This window comes from Streptomyces sp. NPDC054786, from assembly GCF_053611685.1.
In genome coordinates, this window is the sequence record NZ_JBSHAW010000013.1 from 94,599 (window position 1) to 113,452 (window position 18,854).

General features: G+C 72.5%; 12 protein-coding genes and 1 riboswitch. Of the genes, 6 read left to right on the forward strand and 6 right to left on the reverse strand.

All coding sequences use genetic code 11. The annotated features are described in order from the left end of the window. Positions 1-7: 7 nt before the first annotated feature. Positions 8-1,135 carry an NlpC/P60 family protein gene (locus ACWGI6_RS13470; RefSeq protein ID WP_453267624.1) on the reverse strand — a complete coding sequence of 376 codons (1,128 nt, stop codon included), beginning with the start codon at positions 1,133-1,135 and terminating at the stop codon, positions 8-10. A 324-nt stretch (positions 1,136-1,459) separates the two neighbouring features. On the opposite strand from ACWGI6_RS13470, the gene ACWGI6_RS13475 reads away from it, so the two are divergent. Next, the gene (locus ACWGI6_RS13475) at positions 1,460-1,813 is read left to right on the forward strand and encodes a hypothetical protein (protein ID WP_393906553.1); all 354 of its coding nucleotides are present in this window, start codon (positions 1,460-1,462) and stop codon (positions 1,811-1,813) included. A gap of 183 nt (positions 1,814-1,996) precedes the next feature. On the opposite strand, the gene ACWGI6_RS13480 is transcribed toward ACWGI6_RS13475, so the two are convergent. Continuing rightward, positions 1,997-3,148, reverse strand: a complete 1,152-nt coding sequence (locus ACWGI6_RS13480) for an NlpC/P60 family protein (RefSeq protein ID WP_453267625.1) — start codon at positions 3,146-3,148, stop codon at positions 1,997-1,999. A gap of 8 nt (positions 3,149-3,156) precedes the next feature. Next, a riboswitch (cyclic di-AMP (ydaO/yuaA leader) is annotated at positions 3,157-3,340 on the reverse strand. Positions 3,341-3,629: 289 nt separating this feature from the next. On the opposite strand from ACWGI6_RS13480, the gene pcrA reads away from it, so the two are divergent. Continuing rightward, positions 3,630-6,134, forward strand: a complete 2,505-nt coding sequence (gene pcrA / locus ACWGI6_RS13485) for a DNA helicase PcrA (protein ID WP_453267626.1) — start codon at positions 3,630-3,632, stop codon at positions 6,132-6,134. Between the two features lie 58 nt (positions 6,135-6,192). Here the strand turns inward: pcrA and ACWGI6_RS13490 are convergent, their stop codons facing one another. Both ACWGI6_RS13490 and ACWGI6_RS13495 read right to left on the reverse strand, forming a co-directional pair. Next, positions 6,193-8,049 (reverse strand): peptidoglycan DD-metalloendopeptidase family protein, encoded by a 1,857-nt coding sequence (locus ACWGI6_RS13490; RefSeq protein WP_453267627.1) that lies wholly within the window; start codon positions 8,047-8,049, stop codon positions 6,193-6,195. 249 nt (positions 8,050-8,298) lie between these two features. After that, complete coding sequence (locus ACWGI6_RS13495; protein ID WP_453267628.1) at positions 8,299-9,231, reverse strand: esterase/lipase family protein; 933 nt, start codon at positions 9,229-9,231, stop codon at positions 8,299-8,301. 374 nt (positions 9,232-9,605) lie between these two features. Between ACWGI6_RS13495 and ACWGI6_RS13500 the strand changes: the two genes are divergently transcribed. Then, positions 9,606-10,064 (forward strand): cobalamin B12-binding domain-containing protein, encoded by a 459-nt coding sequence (locus ACWGI6_RS13500; protein ID WP_393906558.1) that lies wholly within the window; start codon positions 9,606-9,608, stop codon positions 10,062-10,064. A gap of 59 nt (positions 10,065-10,123) precedes the next feature. Here ACWGI6_RS13500 and ACWGI6_RS13505 read toward each other — a convergent pair whose 3' ends face one another. Together ACWGI6_RS13505 and ACWGI6_RS13510 are read right to left on the reverse strand one after the other, a co-directional pair. Beyond that, on the reverse strand, positions 10,124-11,962 hold the full coding sequence (locus ACWGI6_RS13505) for a DUF5691 domain-containing protein (RefSeq protein WP_453267629.1): 1,839 nt from the start codon (positions 11,960-11,962) through the stop codon (positions 10,124-10,126). 80 nt (positions 11,963-12,042) lie between these two features. Further along, the gene (locus ACWGI6_RS13510) at positions 12,043-13,404 is read right to left on the reverse strand and encodes an SWIM zinc finger family protein (RefSeq protein WP_453267630.1); all 1,362 of its coding nucleotides are present in this window, start codon (positions 13,402-13,404) and stop codon (positions 12,043-12,045) included. A 167-nt stretch (positions 13,405-13,571) separates the two neighbouring features. On the opposite strand from ACWGI6_RS13510, the gene ACWGI6_RS13515 reads away from it, so the two are divergent. The 3 genes from ACWGI6_RS13515 to ACWGI6_RS13525 are packed head-to-tail and all read left to right on the forward strand — an operon-like array spanning position 13,572 to position 18,720. After that, positions 13,572-14,726, forward strand: coding sequence for an ATP-binding protein (locus ACWGI6_RS13515; protein WP_453267631.1), 1,155 nt, complete (start codon positions 13,572-13,574; stop codon positions 14,724-14,726). After that, complete coding sequence (locus ACWGI6_RS13520) at positions 14,723-17,389, forward strand: DUF5682 family protein (RefSeq protein WP_453267632.1); 2,667 nt, start codon at positions 14,723-14,725, stop codon at positions 17,387-17,389. Before ACWGI6_RS13515 ends, ACWGI6_RS13520 begins: the two co-directional genes overlap by 4 nt. Next, entirely contained in the window at positions 17,386-18,720 is a 1,335-nt protein-coding gene (locus ACWGI6_RS13525) for a VWA domain-containing protein (RefSeq protein ID WP_453267633.1), read from the forward strand. Before ACWGI6_RS13520 ends, ACWGI6_RS13525 begins: the two co-directional genes overlap by 4 nt. Positions 18,721-18,854: the final 134 nt, after the last annotated feature.

Below are 18,854 nucleotides of genomic sequence, written 5' to 3' on the forward strand. Positions count from 1 at the left end.
CGGCCCCTTACGCCGGCCGGGTCGCCGCCGCGAACGGCATCTGGTCGATCGGCGCGATCCGTACGGGCGCCCCCGGATGCGGCGCATGGATCATCTTGCCGTCCCCGACGTAGAGCCCCACATGGCTGATGCCGGAGTAGAAGAACACCAGGTCACCGGGGGCGAGTTGGGACCTGTCGATACGCGGCCCGGAGCTGATCTGGGTGTACGTCGTACGGGGCAGCGCCACACCGCCGGACCTCCAGGCGGCCTGTGTCAGCCCCGAGCAGTCGTACGCGGAGGGGCCGGTCGCGCCCCAGACGTACGGCCTGCCGAGGGCGCCGTAGGCGAAAGCGACGGCCCGCGCGGCACGGGGGTCGGGGGCCTGCGCCGCGGCCGCGGCGGCTGCCGAGCCGGTGGGGACCCCGCCGAGGAGGCCGTCCCCGCGCCCGGTCCCGCGGTCCGCGCGGCTCTCGCCGGCGCCGCCGCGGCGCGCCATCCGCTGCCGCTGTTCCGCGGTCAGCCGGCTCAGCAACTGCTCGGCGGCGCCCAGCTTGTGGACGATCGTGACCCGGTGCTTCTTCAGCGCCGCCTCGGTGTCCGCCAGCCGTTCCGCGGTGTCCTCGGCCCGCCGCTGAATCTGCCGTACGCTGCCGAGCCGGCGGGCGTACCCGGCCACCGCGGTCGCCTGGTGGCTGCCCGTACGCTCCAGCACCGCGGCGCCGTCCAGATAGCGCTGCGGGTCCGCGGACAGCAACAGCCGTACGGTCGGGTCGATGCCGCCGGAGCGGTACTGGCTCGCGGCCATGGTGCCCAGTTCGGTGCGGGCGGCGTTCAGTTTCCCGGTCCTGCGGGCGGCCTCGTCCTGCAGCCTGCTCAGCTCCTCGCGTGCGGTGTCGGCGGCTTCCTTCGCGCCGTTGTAGCTCTGCGTGGCCACCTCTGCCTCCTGGTACAGCGCGTCGACCCGGTTCTTGACCTGGGCGGGGGTGGGCTGGGGTGCGGCCTGGCCGGTGCCGTCGAAGCCGGTGGCGGTGGCGGCACCGGCCAGCGCCAGGGTGGCGGCCGTACGGGCGGTGCGTGCGCTGCGGGAGCCACCGGTGAGAGCGGTGAGCGGATGCTGCCGGGGCTTGCGGTGCGAGGCCACGGTGGCCGTCACTTCCTTCCCTTCGAGCCGTGGGCCCGGCGGCGGTCCGTAACGAGGGAACGGACCGCCGCCACACCTCTCGGCGGGGCGGCCGACAGGACGCCGGTGGGAGGCCGGCGATGGCGGGGAGTCGGCCGCCTGGAGGAGGACGCTAAGCCCGTGTGTTGCGGCGACGGGTGCGCTTGCCCGGGATTGTTCGCTTTCGACCGCGGTCGGCGCGCGGGTGACCGCGGCGCCGTGGCCGCACGGCCGGGACCGGGCCCGGCCTGACCGAAGCGGCGATTGTGGGCGCCCTGCCTGAAGGGCCGTGCTATGCGGCGGCTACGATCCAGCACTATGGACGTAGTAATCAATCTCTTCGTCGGCCTGCACATCATCGGCATCGCCTCCCTGCTGGGCGGCTTTCTGACCCAGATGAAGGCGATGAGCGCGGGCACCGCCCGGTTTGTCCCGGCGATGCTGCACGGCGCGCTGACGATGCTGGTCACCGGCATCGTGCTGGTCGGCCTCGACCAGGCCGCGGGCCACAGCCTCAACAACATCAAGATCGGCATCAAGATGGCCGTTCTGGTGGTCATCCTGGCGCTGGTCTACGTCAAGCGGGACGAGGAGACGGTCGCCAAGCCGCTCTTCGGCGCGGTCGGTGCGCTGACGGTGGCGAACATCTTCATCGCCGTGCTCTGGACCTGAGCGGAGCGGCGTTCCGCCCGGGAACAGGGCTCCACGGGCCGGAAGAAGGTCCCCCCGTGGGCCGGGAAGGCCCCCTCCACGGCACACCGCGCGGTCATCGCACTCCGAATCCGGAGGCGACGGCCGCGCGGTGGCGTGTGGGGGGTGGCCGTGGGGGGTGGCCCGGGGGAGCGCGGCCGGGTCTCAGCCCGGGCGGACACTCCCGTAGATCGGCATGTAGTAGATGGACTCTTCCCGGACGTTGGCGCCCGGGTGCGGCGCGTGGATCATCTTGCCGCCGCCTATGTACATGCCCACGTGGCTGATGTCGTCGTAGAAGAAGACCAGGTCACCGGGCTTGAGGTCTTTGGTGGCGATCCGCTGGCCGACCTTGACCTGGTCCCAGGTGGTCCGCGGCAGACTGACACCGGCGGCCTTCCACGCGGCCTGCGTCAGGCCCGAGCAGTCGTAGGAGCTGGGGCCGGTCGCGCCCCAGACGTACGGCTTGCCCATCTGGGAGCGGGCGAAGGCGAGCGCCTTGTCGGCCTTGGCCGAGGTGGAACCGCCGGTCGAGCCACCGTCGTCCGCACCGCCGCCGGTCTGTCCGCCGGCCGAGCCGCCGGCGTCGTGCTGGCGCCGGCGCTCGCGCTCCTGCTGCTTGCGCGCCTCCTCCTCGGCCTTGCGCTTGGCCGCCGCTTCCTTCCGGCGCTCCAGCTCCGCGAGCCGCGCCTTCTCCTGGGCGGTCAGCCGGGAGAGCAGCTGCCGGGCCTCGGCCAGCTTTTGCTGCACGGACCGCTTGGACTCCTTGAGGGATGTCTGCGACGTCTGCAGCCGCTCCAGGCTGCGGGTCGCCTCGGCGCGCTGCCGGGCGGCCGCCGCCTGCTGCTCCTGGTAGTCGGTGACGGCCTGCTTCTGCCGGCCGGTCAGCCGCTCCATGAGGTGGCTGCGGTCGACGAACTGCTGCGGGTCCTTGGCGAGCATCAGCTGCGCCGTCGGGTTCATGCCGCCGGTGCGGTACTGCGCCGAGGCGAAGGTGCCCAACTGGCGCCGGGACTCGTTCATCTTCTCGGCACGCTTGGCGGCGGCGTCGAGCAGGCCGTCCACGGTGTGGCGCTGTGTGTCGGCGTGCTCCTTGGCGGCGTTGTACTTCTGGGTGGCCACCTCGGCCTGGCGGTAGAGGCCGTCGACCTTCTGCTTGACCTCTTCGACGGTGGGCTTGGGCGCCCGGGGGGCCGCGTCGGCGGACTGCGAGAGCAGCGTGGCCGAGGCGAGGGCGGCAGTGGTGAGCCCGACGGCCGTACGTCGGCCTCCGGGTGAGGCGAGAATGCTGGTGCGCGGCTTGCGATGCGACGCCAAGGCCGGCGACTCCTTCCGTGGACCGCCTACCGGGTTAGCTGTCGGGTTCGGGCGGTGTCGCTGACGGAAGGCTTGCCCTACGGTCCGGACGTCCGCTGGCGACGGCTGTCCGGATCGATTCACCCCGGTGGTGCTGGTGGGTCCCCGGCTCCGGGTGCCTGAGGGCAGGGCCGGACTCGGCGTGGGCGGCCCGTGCGGACGCTGTCGTCCACGGGGAGGCGGGCTGCCTGAGCGAGGACGTTAGCCAACTCGTGTGGCTCCTGTGAAGGCTGATGTTCGATATGCCCGAAACCTTTTCGTGACCTGAACGCGATGCGGGGTTGTTGTGGCAGATGTCGGATTCGGGTAGACGAGCCGCCGACCGATCTGTGCCGGTCCCGGCCACCTGACCTGCCGCGGTGCCACGCCTCGCCCCGCAAGCGGCCGACAATGGGCTACTCCGCGGCGGACTGTCAGTGCGGCGGCCTAGACTCGGTGGGCGATGAGCAGCCTCTTTGACGACAGTTTCCTGGCGGACCTCGGCCACAAGGGCGAGGAGCACCCGCCGCCCCCCGAGGACGAGCACGGTCCGGCCCCGGAGGAGATCCCCGCCGACCTCTTCGGCGGGAAGTTCGACGCGCCCCCGCCCAGAGAGGCGTACTACCGCGACGGCGCCGCCCGTCCCGCCCTCGACCCGGCGACGCTGCTGGAGGGGCTCAACGACGAGCAGAAGGCCGCCGTGGTGCACACCGGCGGCCCGCTGCTGATCGTCGCCGGCGCCGGCTCCGGCAAGACCCGGGTGCTCACCCACCGCATCGCGCATCTGCTCGCCGAGCGCCATGTCCACCCCGGCCAGATCCTCGCGATCACGTTCACGAACAAGGCCGCCGGCGAGATGAGGGAGCGCGTCGAGGAGCTCGTCGGCCCGCGGGCCAACGCCATGTGGGTCTCCACCTTCCACAGCGCCTGCGTCCGCATCCTGCGCCGCGAGTCCAAGAAGCTGGGCTTCACCTCTTCCTTCTCGATCTACGACGCCGCCGACTCCAAGCGCCTGATGGCCCTGGTCTGCCGCGATCTGGACCTGGACCCCAAGCGCTACCCGCCCAAGTCCTTCAGCGCGAAGATCTCCAACCTCAAGAACGAGCTCATCGACGAGGAGACCTTCGCCGGGACGGCGGCTGGGGGCGCCTCCCAGACGGAGTCTGGGGGAGGTTTCGAGAAGACCCTGGCCGAGGCGTACGCGATGTACCAGGCGCGGCTGCGCGAGGCCAACGCCCTGGACTTCGACGACATCATCATGACGACGGTCAATCTGCTCCAGGCCTTCCCGGATGTCGCCGAGCACTACCGCCGCCGCTTCCGCCATGTCCTCGTCGACGAGTACCAGGACACCAACCACGCCCAGTACACCCTCGTCCGCGAGCTGGTCGGCCCCGCCGAATCCGCCGCCGAGCTGTGCGTCGTCGGTGACGCCGACCAGTCGATCTACGCTTTCCGGGGTGCCACGATCCGCAACATCCTCCAGTTCGAGGAGGACTATCCGGACGCGACGACGATCCTGCTGGAGCAGAACTACCGCTCTTCGCAGACGATCCTGTCCGCCGCCAACGCGGTCATCGAGCGCAACGAGAACCGCCGCCCCAAGAACCTCTGGACGGACGCCGGCGCCGGCCCCAAGATCACCGGCTATGTCGCCGACACCGAGCACGATGAGGCGCAGTTCGTCGCCGACGAGATCGACCGGCTCACGGACGCCGGAGACGCCAAGGCCGGCGAGGTCGCCGTCTTCTACCGCACCAACGCCCAGTCCCGTGTCTTCGAAGAGATCTTCATCCGGGTCGGGCTGCCCTACAAGGTCGTCGGCGGGGTGCGCTTCTACGAGCGCAAGGAGGTCCGCGATGTCCTCGCGTATCTGCGGGTGCTCGCCAACCCCGAGGACACCGTCCCGCTCCGCCGCATCCTGAACGTCCCCAAGCGCGGGATCGGTGACCGCGCCGAGGCGATGATCGACGCCCTGTCGCTGCGCGAGAAGATCACCTTCCCGCAGGCGCTGCGCCGCGTCGAGGAGGCGTACGGCATGGCGGCCCGCTCCGCCAACGCCGTCAAGCGGTTCAACGTCCTCATGGAGGAGCTGCGCACCATCGTCGAGTCCGGTGCCGGCCCCGCCACGATCCTGGAAGCGGTTCTGGAGCGTACGGGCTACCTCGCCGAACTCCAGGCCTCCACCGACCCGCAGGACGAGACCCGGATCGAGAACCTCCAGGAACTCGCCGCCGTGGCCCTGGAGTTCGAGCAGGACCGTGGTGAGGCTGCGACATCGGGGGCTGATGCCCCGGGCCCCGGCACGCTCTCCGACTTCCTGGAGCAGGTCGCGCTGGTCGCCGACTCCGACCAGATTCCGGACGAGGACGAGGACGGCAGCGGCGTGATCACGCTCATGACGCTGCACACCGCCAAGGGCCTGGAATTCCCGACGGTCTTCCTGACCGGCCTGGAGGACGGCGTCTTCCCGCACATGCGCTCGCTCGGCCAGACCAAGGAGCTGGAGGAGGAGCGGCGGCTGGCCTATGTCGGCATCACCCGCGCCCGCGAGCGGCTCTATGTCACCCGCTCGACGATGCGCAGCGCCTGGGGCCAGCCCTCGTACAACCCGCCCTCCCGGTTCCTGGAGGAGATCCCGGTCGACTACGTGGACTGGAAGCGCACGGGCCCGGCGACGCCGTCCGCGTCGATGGGCGGTATGTCGGCGGGCAGCGGTGGCGGCGGCTTCGGCTCCATGCTGTCGTCGTCGCGCGCCAAGGGCCCGAGCGGCTTTGCGACCCGCCGCGCCGCGGACCGTCCGGTGGTCGCCCTGGCCATCGGTGACCGGGTCACCCACGACACCTTCGGGCTCGGCACGGTCGTCGGCGTCAAGGGCGGCGGAGACAACGCCGAGGCGACGATCGACTTCGGCGGCGAGAAGCCGAAGCGGCTGCTGCTGCGGTATGCGCCGGTGGAGAAGCTGTAACGGGGCCGAGCAGCCCCCGCGGGGGTGTCCCCCGGGGGCTGTGACGGGGAGGCGGCGGTCAGTTCGGGTTGAGGCCGTGGTCGCGCAGCCACGGCTGCGGGTCGACCGCCGCGCCGCCGCCGGGGCGCACCTCGAAGTGCAGATGCGGTCCCGTGGAGTTGCCGGAGTTGCCCGAATAGGCGATCTGGTCACCGGCCTTGACCGACCCGGACCGGATCTTGGTGCTGCTCAGATGGCAGTACCAGGTCTCGGTGCCGTCCGGCGCCGTCACGATCGCCATGTTGCCGTAGGCGGAGTTCCACTGGGTGCGGATGGTGCCGTCGGTGGCCGACCTGACCGGGGTGCCGTAGCTGACCGGGAAGTCGATGCCGGTGTGCACGGACATCCAGTTCACACCGGCCTGGCCGAAGGTGGCGCTCAGCCCGTGCTGGGTGACCGGCAGCACGAACTTGGGGCGCATGGCCTCCTTGCGCGCCGCCTCCTTCGCCTTGCGCTCACGCTCCAGCGCCTGGCGCTCCTTGAGGTCGATCCGCTCCTGGGTGCGGCTGGCCCGGTCGCGGAAGTCGTCGGCGCTGGCGCTGAGTCCGGCGAGCTGGGTGTCGAGCTTGTTGTTCGCCGCGGACGGTTTGACGGCCCCCGGGTCGGGCGCGGCCTGGGCGGTCGCGTCGCCCTTGTCGTCCCCGGTGAATCCGGTGACGGACGCGGCGGCCACGGCGCACACGCCCATGGCGGCGACCGAGGGGACGGCCACGGTCAGCAGTGCCGACCGCTTTACCGGCCGTTTCCGGCCCCGGCCACGGACGGCCTTCCCGGCATCCGGGCCAACGACCCGACGCCCGGCGGGAGCCGCGGCGGTGACCGGCATGGCCTGCGTCATGGCGTCCGCCACGGCGGCGGCATCGCTGGTGTCGGCGTCGCCGTCGGAGAGATCAGCCTCGCCGGGGAAGCCGCCGTCGGTCCCGGTCCGGCCTGCCTCGAAAACATCGGCGTCGTAACCGTCGGCGTCGAACCGATCGGTGTCGAGCTGACCGACGTCGGGCTGACCGGTCTCGAAGTGCGGGGTGTCGCCCCAAGCGCTGGTGTCCCAGTGGACGGTGTCGGTCGGGGGCGGGCCGGCCTGGGCCGGAATGCCGGCGATCAGGTTCCGGTCCGTGGTCGGCCAGACCGCCGTGGCCTCGAAGCTCCCGGTCTCCTGGAGCGCGGTGGCCTGCTGGCCGACGGTGTCGAAGGCGCCGGTGGTCTCGTACGCGCCGGTCGCATAACTCCCGGTGTCGTACGTGCCGGTGGGGTAGCTCCCGGTGTCGTACCCGCCGTGCCCGTAAGCCGTGGCTTCGTAGGCGGCCGCCGTCTCGTACGCGGGAGAGGCGTACGCGGTCGCCTCGTGCGCCGGGGTCTCGTACGACGTGTGCGCATAGGGGTCGTAGCCCGCGGCGGCCGGGTGCGGGTCGGTGGCGGCGTAGGCGCCGCTGTCGTACGCACCGGTCTGGTAGGCGCCGGTGTCCCACTGTGCCGAGGCGTAGGTGCCGGTGTCGTAGGCGCCGGTGGTGTAGCTGCCGGTGTCGTAGCCGTCGGCCGCCGGGTATGCGCCTGTGTCGTACGCAGCCGTGTCGTACGCACCGGTGTGGAAGGTGCCCGTGCCGTACGCGCTCATGCCGTAGGCGCCCGCGTGGTGCGTACCGGTGTCGTACACCCCGGTGTCATAGGTGCCGGTGTCGTACATACCGGTCTCGTACATACCGGTCTCGTACGAGCTGGGGAGCGAGCCGAAAAGGGGGTCGCCGTCGCCGTATTCGGCGCTGCCCGAAGGGGATTGCTGCTGCTGCCCGTAGGAGTCGTAGGCCGGATAATGCGCATACGAGGCGTCGGAAGTGGAGCCGGTCGGGGGCTGAGCCCCCGATGGGTGACGGTCGTTCACCAACTTCTCTTTCGCCTCGGCAGCAGGAGAATTAGCGGTGACTGTACCCGGCGGTACGTGGCGGCGACAATCTTCCACAGGTTTTGGGTTCGGCCAGACCGGGCATTTGGCCGCCTTTCGGCAGTCCCCATGCGAGCCCTTGGCGCCCCGTTCGACGTTTGTTCGACATTAAGCCAAGATCAGGTCGCCTGTGCGACCCCGTTTCGGCCTCGCGCGAGGCCGAAACGGGGCGTTCGTCACCGGTCGGGGTCAGGCCACCGAAATGACGTCCGCGGCTCCCTCCGCCGTCTCCGCCGAGGTCAGCGCCTCACGTATGCCGGCGGCGACGGTGCCGTTGACCGGTAGCGCGAGATGTCCGACACCGGCGACATGCACGTTGTAAGCGAGCAAATCCGGGTGGTCGATTCTGGCCGTCGTGGCGGGAACCATCACCCGGTCCTCCTCACTCCAGAAAGCGACAAAGTGCGTCCGGCAATGTGGCGCCGGAAGCGACAACTCCGCAATCACCTCGGAATCGGGGCGCATCTGGCGGACGATCGGGTGCGCCGACATCAAGGGCGCGATGCGGGTGCCGGAGTGCGGGGTCCCGAGCGTGATCAATGTACGGACGCGGGCGTCGCCGCCGAGCCGCTGCACGTAATAGCGGGCGATGAGCCCGCCCAGGCTGTGGCCCACGATGTCCACCCGTCGATGACCGGTCCGCGCGCACACCTCCTCCACATGCCGGCTCAGCAGCTCGGCGGCCTTACGGAGATCGCAGGTCAGCGGGGAGTAGTTGAGCGCCTCGACGCGACGCCAGCCGTGCCGGTGCAGCGAGCGGCGCAGCAGCAGGAAGACGGAGCGGTTGTCGATGAAGCCATGGAGCAGGAGGACCGGCGGATGGGCCCGGCCCTCGGTCGGCAGCAGCGACGGTGCATCGGCGGCGGGCTGCAAGGGCTCCGGCGCCATGTGCCCTTCCGGAGTCCCGGCCGCGGGGTGCGGTGCGGGTCGTGGCGCGGGGCGTTCCGGGGAGATGCCGGTCGGATAGAGGAGGAGATGGCCGGCCAGCACCGCCAGCTCCACGGCCGTGCTGCGCAGGAGCACGGAAGAGACGCGGGTGGGGAGCCGGCGGGCGCGCCGGAGTGGTGTGGCGCAAAGGCGCGCGAGCAGAAGGGGTGCGGAGAGAAAGGGCAGGGCCTGCATGGCCGACCTCCCGAACGGCACGTGGGAGGCGGCTTTGACCCCCGTATGCCCTCGTGGGAAGTCATGAGCAGCGACGGCGGGCATGCGGCGTACCCGCCCTGATGCGCGCCCGGCGGCGCGGTGGCCCGGCTGCGACTCCCCGTGCGCCCGCCCCGCGTGTACGGATCCGCCCGGCTCTGGCGGCACGACACGCGGAACACGGCGCGTAGCGAACGTGTCCCATGTGTGATTTCCCCCTCCCCGGATGTCACGAAACGGCTGGGTACGGGATGCTGGCGATAACGTTCGTTCACGCTCGTGGCCGCCGGATCGCGGTCGCGCGATCGATGTCGGCTCGGCGGCACCACGGTGCCGTGCATGGCTTGGAGGCAGTGATGAGTGTGGCTCGGCATGACGGAGCGCAAGCGGGGAGCCAGGGCGCGGCGGGCAGGTCGGGGCCGATCCGGGTGGTCGTGGCCAAGCCGGGCCTGGACGGGCACGACCGGGGTGCCAAGGTCATCGCGCGGGCGCTGCGCGACGCCGGTATGGAGGTGATCTACACCGGGCTGCACCAGACCCCGGAGCAGATCGTCGACACCGCGATCCAGGAGGACGCCGACGCGATCGGGCTGTCCATCCTGTCCGGCGCGCACAACACCCTCTTCGGGAAGGTCATCGCCCTGCTGGAGGAGCGCGACGCGGCGGACATCAAGGTCTTCGGCGGCGGCATCATCCCCGAGGCCGACATCCCCCCGCTCAAGGCGCAGGGCGTCGCGGAGATCTTCACGCCGGGCGCGACGACCGCCTCGATCGTGGCGTGGGTCAACGCGAATGTGCGGTCCCTGGCGGTCTGAGCCACGAGACGGCCGGGCCGCCTGGGCGGCCGCGGCGCGGGAGGGTCCGGAGCGGAGGATCATGGGGCGAGGGGCTGTCGCGTGGCCCGGCGCGGGGCGCCGGCCGGGGTACCGGTAGTGATGCCGGTGTCCGGGCCGGTATCGGTGCCGGTGCTCGTGCCGGTGTCGGCAGGGCCGGCCGATTCGCTCTCGTCCCCGCTGTCGTGACCGGTGGGGGGCGGGGTGAGTTCCGCGTGCATGGTGGCGCGCAGGCGCAGGGTGCCGACCAGGCGCTGGAAGGCCTCGGACCAGTAGCCGCCGGCGCCCGGTGAGGCGCCCTCCGGCTCGTCCGTGACGGCGGTGAGCATCTCCAAACGGCCCGCCGCGGCCGGGTCCAGGCAGCGCTCGGCCAGGCCCATCACCCCGCTGAAGCTCCACGGGTAGCTTCCCGCGTCCCGGGCGATGTCCAGGGCGTCGACGACGGCCCCGCCCAGCGGCTCGGCCCAGGGGACCGCGCACACGCCGAGCATCCGGAAGGCTTCCGACAGCCCGTGTGCCGCGATGAACTCCGCCACCCACCGGGCCCGTTCGGCACCGGGCAGCACGGTCAGCAGCTTCGTCAGGTCCCGCGACGAGCCGGCCGGTGCGACCTCGGCCGCCTGGGACGGCGCGCCCGGCGCGCCCAGCAGCGCCCGTGCCCAGTCGGCGTTCCGCTGTCGCACCGCGGCGCGGCACCAGGCGTCGTGCAGCTCCGTCCGCCAGTCGTCGCCCACCGGCAGGGCGACGATCGCCGCCGCGTCGCGGCCCCCGAGCCGGGCGTGCCATCCGTCCAGCGGCGTCGCCTCCACCAACTGGCCCAGCCACCAGGACCGTTCGCCCCGTCCGGAGGGCGGCTTGGGTGCCACGCCGTCCCGCTGCATCCCCGCATCGCACTCGTGCGGCGCCTCCACGGCGATCACCGGTGCGCCGGCCGTACGGTCCAGGCCGACGCAGGTGTGGGCGCGCTGCGCCATACGGGCCGCGAGGGCGGAGCCGGGGAGCGTGGAGAGCAGTTCGGCGGCCGTGGCGCGGACGTTGCGGCTGCGGTCGGACAGCGCCTGTTCGAGGAAGGGCTCATCGGTCCCCGAGAGGCCCTCGCGCAACGAGTCGAGGAACATCAGACGGTCCTCGGCCCGCTCCGTGGGCCAGGTCGTGGCCAGCAGGGCCAGGCCGGCCTGCGGGTCCTGGCGGCGCAGCGCGGTCAGCAGGGCGACCCGCTCCGCGAACAGGCCCTCCTCCCAACGGCGTCGTACGCCCTCGGGGTTGTCGTCTCCGGAGAGCTCGGCCGGGCCGCCGACCCCTCGGAGTGCGAATTTCCACTCGTCGTTGAGCCGCGACAGCCACAGGGCACGCGGCCCCGCCAGCGCCAGCGCGGCGGGCCGCAGGTCCGTACGGGCGCGGGCGGCGTCGAGCAGCGCGGGCAGCAGCGCCTCCGGGGCGCGATAGCCGTACTCACCGGCGGCGGCCAGCCACTGGGGGAGCAGTTCCGTGAGATCGGGGGCCGTGCCGCGGCGGCTGCCGCCTCCGGCGCCGCGGTCGGCCAGCAGCAGGGACAGCCGGCGGCGGGCGGCGGGCGGCAACGGGGGCCGTGGGTCGGCCGGGGCCGCGGCGGGCCGCTCACCGGCCGGCGCGGGGCGGAGTGCGGCGCGCCGGCGCACCGTGCTCACCGCGGCCGCGTCCAGCAGCGCGGCCGCGCCGCCCTGCCCGGACCGCACCGCCACCGGCGGCGTCCGCCGCTCGGTCCCGAGGAGCGCGGCGCTCACGAGATCGGCCCAGGGGGCCGGGGCGGTCGGGGTGGGGGAAGAGGGGGCGGAGGGTGCACTGGAAGTGGCGGGAGCCGTGGGAGTCGTGGGTGGAGTGGGCGTGGTGGTGGGCGTCATGCGCTTCCTCCGGGGATCGGTGGTGGACGGCGGGCGCGGGTGGCGGGAGGCAGTGGCCGGCGGTGTGGCGGGGGCTCGGGTCACAGGGACACCGGGGCCGGGTCCCAGACGGTCAGCGGCAGAAAGCCGCGGTGGCCGCATTCGCCGAAGACCGTGACCGGCGCGCCGCCCGATATGGCGGCCAGCTGCCACAGGTTCGTACGGCCCGGACAGCGCGGGTCCAGCGGCAGCGCCGACTCCCCGTCCGCATCGGCCAGTTGCCAGCTCTTTCCGTCCCGCCCCGGAATCGGGGTGACCTCGGCGAGCACCACCGGCCAGGAATCCAGCCACGGGTCGTCGCGCAGAGCGTCGCCGTACGAGGCGAGGGCGGCATCGATGCCGCAGCCCGGTGGCACGGCCCCCGGGGCCGCCGGGGCGTGCCGCTCGCCCAGGGTGGCGCGCAGGGGGCGGGCGCCCGGGTAATAGGCGAGGTCCGCATCGAGCACCAGGCCGGGCGGCAGGGCCAGGTCCAGAGGGCGGTTGGCACCGCCGAAGGAGAGATGCAGCGCCATCCGGCCGGTCCGCTCGCCCCGAAGGAAGATTCTGCGGGTGGTCAGCTTGCCGTCCTCGCTGTCCTGTTGGGAGAGCACCAGCCAGCGGTCCCGGACCGTCGTCGCCCCGGGGCCGGTCAGCAGATCCGCCGTGTCCGTGGTCAGCCCGACGCGCGAGCGGACCGTCGCCGCGAGGGGGGCCGGCAGCCGCTCGATGCCCAGGAACCCCTGGTCGAGAAGGTGCAGCAGGGCGCACTCCTCCAGCAGCCGGGCCGGCCAGTCCGGACCGGATGCCACTGCCGAGCCCAACTCCCTTACCCGCGAGGCGAGACCGGGCGCCTGGGCATCGACCATGCGGGCGGCCGTCTCGTCCCAGGCCCCGTAACCGGCGCGCTCGGCGGAGGCCAGACCGGACTGCAGCAGATCCTCCAGGCGCTGCTCCAGCTCCGTCGCACCGGCGCCGATCCGCTGCATCCGGCGCTCCGCCCGCCGCTTGGCCGCCTCCGGGTCGGCCGGCGCACGCGACGGAGCGCCGCCGCCCGAGGGCGAATCCGCGGACCGCTCGGCGCGCTCCCGGCGTCCGGCCAGCCACTCGCCCGCCCACTGCGCCGGTTCCCCTGCCGGCACCTCCTGGCCGCCGCCCGCCCAGAGCAGCAGCAGTCCCAGCGCGTGCTTGCACGGAAATTTGCGGCTCGGACAACTGCACTTGAAGGCGGGGCCGTTGAGTTCCACGACCGTTTGATACGGCTTCTTGCCGCTGCCCTTGCACTGCCCCCACACCGCGCCCTCGTCCGCGCCCGTTTCCGACCACGGTCCCGGCGCCGCGAGCTTGCCGCCCGCCTTGCGTGAAGCCTCGTCAGGCGCCAGCGCGAGCACCTGATCCGTCGTCCAGCGTTCCCCCTGCGGATTCATGTCATCGACGCTACGACGCCCCACTGACAATCGCCGTGACGCGCGATGAACTCGCAGTTCAGGGCGGGTTTTCGGGGGATTGTCAGTGGCGTGGTGCAGGCTTGATTCCGCAAGCGGCCGCAGGGATTTCGGGGTCCCGGCCGCAGACGTTGCGACGAGGGGGAACCATGTCCGAGAACAGCTTCCAGACGACGGACGACGACAGCAATCCGAGCGGCGGGACGACGCCGCACGCCGCGGGCGGCCAAGCGCTGCGGCCGCACGCCGAGGACAGTTTCGCGGAGGAGCTGAAGGCCCTCGCGGCGGCCGACGACCGGCCTCGGCCGGAGCGCTGGCGGCTCTCGCCGTGGGCGGTCGCGACGTACCTTCTCGGCGGCACGCTCGCGGACGGCACGGTCATCACACCCAAATATGTCGGCCCGCGCCGGATCGTCGAGGTCGCCGTGACGACCCTCGCGACGGACCGTGCACTGCTCCTGCTCGGCGTGCCCGGCACCGCGAAGACCTGGGTGTCCGAGCACCTGGCGGCCGCCGTCAGCGGCGACTCCACCCTGCTGGTCCAGGGCACGGCCGGCACACCCGAAGAGGCCATCCGCTACGGCTGGAACTACGCCCAGCTGCTCGCGAACGGCCCCAGCCGGGAGGCGCTGGTGCCCAGCCCGGTGATGCGCGCGATGGCACAGGGCATGACCGCACGGGTCGAGGAACTGACCCGCATCCCCGCCGACGTCCAGGACACGCTGATCACGGTCCTGTCGGAAAAGACCCTGCCCATCCCGGAGTTGGGGCAGGAGGTGCAGGCCGTCCGCGGCTTCAATCTGATCGCCACCGCCAATGACCGCGACCGTGGGGTCAACGAACTCTCCAGCGCGCTGCGCCGCCGCTTCAACACCGTCGTACTGCCGCTGCCCGCAACCCCGGACGAAGAGGTGGACATCGTCTCGCGCCGGGTCGAGCAGATCGGGCGCTCGCTGGACCTCCCGGCCGGACCGGAGGGCCTGGACGAGATCCGCCGCGTCGTGACGGTCTTCCGCGAGCTGCGGGCCGGCCTCACCTCCGACGGCCGCACCAAGCTCAAGTCGCCGTCCGGCACCCTCTCCACGGCCGAGGCCATCTCGGTGGTGACGAACGCGCTGGCGCTGGCCACCCACTTCGGGGACGGTGTGCTGCGCTCCGGGGACGTGGCCGCGGGCATTCTGGGAGCCGTGGTCCGCGATCCGGCAGCGGACCGGGTCGTCTGGCAGGAGTACCTGGAGACCGTGGTGCGCGAGCGCGACGGCTGGAAGGACTTCTACCGCGCCTGCCGTGAGGTGAGCGCATGACCGGGCCGGTGCTGCTCGGGGTGCGGCATCACGGCCCCGGCTCGGCGCGGGCGGTGCGCGCCGCCCTGGACCAGTGCACGCCCGCCGCGGTCCTGATCGAGGGACCACCGGAGGCGGACGCGCTGGTGCCGCTGGCCGCGCAGGAGGGGATGCGCCCGCCCGTCGCACTGCTCGCCCATGCGCAGGACGATCCCGGCCGTGCGGCGTTCTGGCCGCTGGCCGAGTTCTCCCCGGAGTGGGTGGCGATGCGCTGGGCACTGGAGCGCGGCGTCCCCGTCCGCTTCATCGATCTGCCCGCGGCGCACTCCTTGGCGATGGGGGACGACGAGGGGACGGCGGGCGAGGGAACGGCCGACGGGGGGCCGGCCGCCGGTAAGGAGGCCGCGGCCGGGACCGGAACCGAGACCGGAACCGGAGCCGGAACCGAGACCGAGGCTGAAGCCGCGACCGCGACCGCGACCGCGACCGAGACCGCGACCGAGACCGCGACCGAGACCGTGACCGAGGTGCGGGTCGATCCGATCCGGGTACTGGCCGAGGCGGCCGGGTACGACGACCCGGAGCGCTGGTGGGAGGACGTGGTCGAGCACCGTGGAGGCGGGGGTGCCTTCCGGTCAGGGGGGCCCTCCCGTCCGAGCGAAGCTTCGAGCGAAGCCGGGAGTGGGGGCGAAGCCGGGAGTGGGGGAGGAGCCGGGAGCGGGGGAGGCTCCGGTGTGGATGCGCTGGCCCCGTTCGTGGCGCTGGCCGAGGCGATGGGGGCGCTGCGCGAGACGTACGGGGACGGCGGCCATGACCGCGATCCGGTGCGCGAGGCCCATATGCGGCTGCGACTGCGGGCCGCGCGGCGGGAGTTCGGGGACGGCATCGCCGTGGTGTGCGGTGCCTGGCACGTACCGGCCCTGGCGCAGCGCACCACCGTGGCCGCCGACCGGCAGCTGCTCAAGGGACTGCCGAAGGTGAAGACGGCGGTGACCTGGGTGCCCTGGACGCACCGACGGCTCTCCCGCCGCAGCGGCTACGGCGCCGGTATCGCCTCACCGGGCTGGTACGGCCATCTCTTCAGCGTCCCCGACCGCCCCGTGGAACGCTGGCTGACCAAGGTCGCCGGGCTGCTCCGGGAGGAGGACTACGCCGTCTCGTCGGCGCATGTCATCGAAGCGGTGCGGCTCGCCGAGGGGCTGGCCACGGTACGCGGCCGCCCGCTGGCCGGGCTGACGGAACTGGACGATGCGATCCGGGCCGTCATGGGGGACGGCTCCGATGCGCCGTCCTCGCTGATCCACGACCGGCTGGTGGTCGGGGAGGTGCTGGGCGAGGTCCCGGAGGACGCCCCCGCGGTGCCGCTGCAACGGGACATCGCCCGCAGCCAGCGGACGCTGCGGCTCAAACCGGAGGCTCCCCCACTCCCGACTTCGCTCGAGCGGGGGCACCACCCCCATGAACGGGAACTGGAGCTGGACCTGCGCAAGGATATTGACGCCGGCCGCAGCCGCCTGCTGCACCGGCTCCGGCTGCTCGGCATCCCCTGGGGCGAGCCCACCCGCTCCCGCGGCAGCACCGGCACCTTCCGGGAGACCTGGCGGCTGCGCTGGGAGCCCGAACTGTCGGTGCGGGTCGCGGAGGCCGGCATCTGGGGCACGACCGTGCTCTCGGCCGCCACGGCCAAGGCCTCCTCCGAGGCGTCCGGGACGGCCACGCTCGCCGACGTGACGGCGCTCGCCGAGCGCTGTCTGCTGGCCGAACTCCCCGACGCACTACCGGTGGTGATGCGGGCGCTGTCCGACCGCGCGGCACTGGACGCGGACGTGGGCCATCTCGCCCAGGCGCTGCCCGCCCTCGTACGGTCGGTGCGCTACGGCGATGTGCGCGGCACGGACGCCGTGGCGCTCCGCGAGGTGGCGACGGGCCTGGCCGAGCGGATCTTCGTCGGACTGCCACCCGCCTGCCCGGGCCTGGATGCCGACGGCGCCGCGGAAATCCGCGGCCATCTCGACGCCACCCATCAGGCCGTCGGCCTCCTCGGCCAGCAGGAGACCGGGCAGCGGCCCGGACCGCGGCAGCTGCGGACGCGGTGGGCCGGGGTGCTGCGGGCAGTGAGCGAACGGGACGCCGTACCGGGCCTGATCCGCGGCCGGGCGGCCAGACTCCTGCTGGACGAGGGGGAGTTGGGCGACGGGGGAGCGGAGCGGCTGATGGGGCTCGCGCTCTCGCCGGGTACCCCGCCCACCGACGCCGCCGGATGGATCGAGGGATTCGTCGGCGGCGGGGACGGCGGCATGCTGCTGGTCCATGACGAACGGCTGCTCGCGCTGGTCGACGGCTGGCTGACCGGAGTGCCGGACGCCGCGTTCACGGACGTCCTGCCGCTGTTGCGCCGGACCTTCGCGGAGTACGAGGCCGGAGTGCGGCGCACCCTCGGCGAACTGATCCGCCGCGGCCCCGCGGCCCCGTCCCGCCACCCGGCCGGCGATGCCCCGGACGCCGCCGCACCCGGGTTCGGCCCCGGCCTGGACCGCGACCGCGCCGCGGCCGTCCTCCCCACCCTGCGCATGCTGCTGGGGATCGGTGCCCACGGCTTCGACGACGAGCCGGGCGAGGGGCCGAACGACCCGCAACTGGACACCATCCGACCGGCCGACGACCTCACGGGGGCACGGACATGACCCGCACGACACCGGACCCGACGGCAACGAGTACGCCTACTGCCCCGGCGACGGCAACGACGACCACCGCCCCGGCGACGGCAACGGGCATGACTACTGCCCCGGCGACGGCGACGACCCCCGCCCCCACGACGGACCCGGACCCCGCTCCCGCCACCCCCGCCCCCGCCTCCGAAGCCGAGCGGCTGCGCCGCTGGCGGCTGGTGCTCGGTGGCGGCGGCGCGGACGGGACGGGGTGTGAACTACGGGGGCGGGACGCGGCGATGGACGGCGCACTGGCCTCGCTCTACGGACGGGAGAAGGGAAACGGCGGCAAGGCGGCCGACGGCAGGCGGTCGGCGGGGCTCGGGGCTTCGGCGCCCGGGGTGGCGCGCTGGCTCGGCGACATCCGTACCTACTTCCCGTCCTCCGTGGTGCAGGTGATGCAGCGGGACGCCATCGACCGGCTGGGGCTGTCCGCGCTGCTGCTGGAGCCGGAGATGCTGGAGGCCGTCGAGGCGGATGTGCATCTGGTGGGCACCCTGCTCTCGCTCAACAAGCTCATGCCCGAGACCACCAAGGAGACCGCCCGCGCCGTCGTCCGCAAGGTCGTCGAGCAGCTGGAGAAGAAGCTGGCGCAGCGCACCCGCGCCACCCTCACCGGCGCACTGGACCGCTCCGCCCGGATCAGCCGGCCGCGCCACCGCGATATCGACTGGAACCGCACGATCCGGGCGAACCTCAAGAACTACCTCCCGGAGCACCGCACGATCGTCCCCGAGCGGCTGATCGGCTACGGCCGCGCGGCGCAGTCGGTGAAGAAGGATGTGGTGCTCTGCATCGACCAGTCCGGTTCGATGGCCGCCTCGGTCGTCCATGCCTCGGTGTTCGGCGCGGTGCTCGCCTCCATGCGGGCCCTCGACACCCGGCTCGTCGTCTTCGACACCGCGGTCGTCGATCTGACAGACCAACTGGACGACCCGGTCGATGTCCTCTTCGGCACCCAGCTCGGCGGCGGCACGGACATCAACCGTGCGCTCGCCTACTGCCAGTCCCGCATCACCCGCCCCACCGAAACCGTCGTCGTCCTCATCAGCGACCTCTACGAAGGCGGAATCCGGGACGAGATGCTCAAGCGGGTCGCCGCGATGAAGGCGTCCGGCGTGCAGTTCGTGACGTTGCTCGCACTCTCCGACGAAGGTGCGCCCGCCTACGACCGTGAACACGCCGCGGCCCTCGCGGCCCTGGGGGCCCCGGCGTTCGCCTGCACCCCGGATCTCTTTCCGGACGTGATGGCGGCCGCGATCGAGAAACGGCCGCTGCCCATACCGGACATGGCGGAGCAACGGTGACAGGAACCCCTGGGGGACTTGCGTGGCACCTGGCTCCTCATGCAAGGATCAGGCCATCGCTCGATCGCCCGCGACGCGCGTGACGCCGAGGCCGTGTGCCTTGGGCGTCCCCGTCCGTAGGGGAAGGTCCCTCC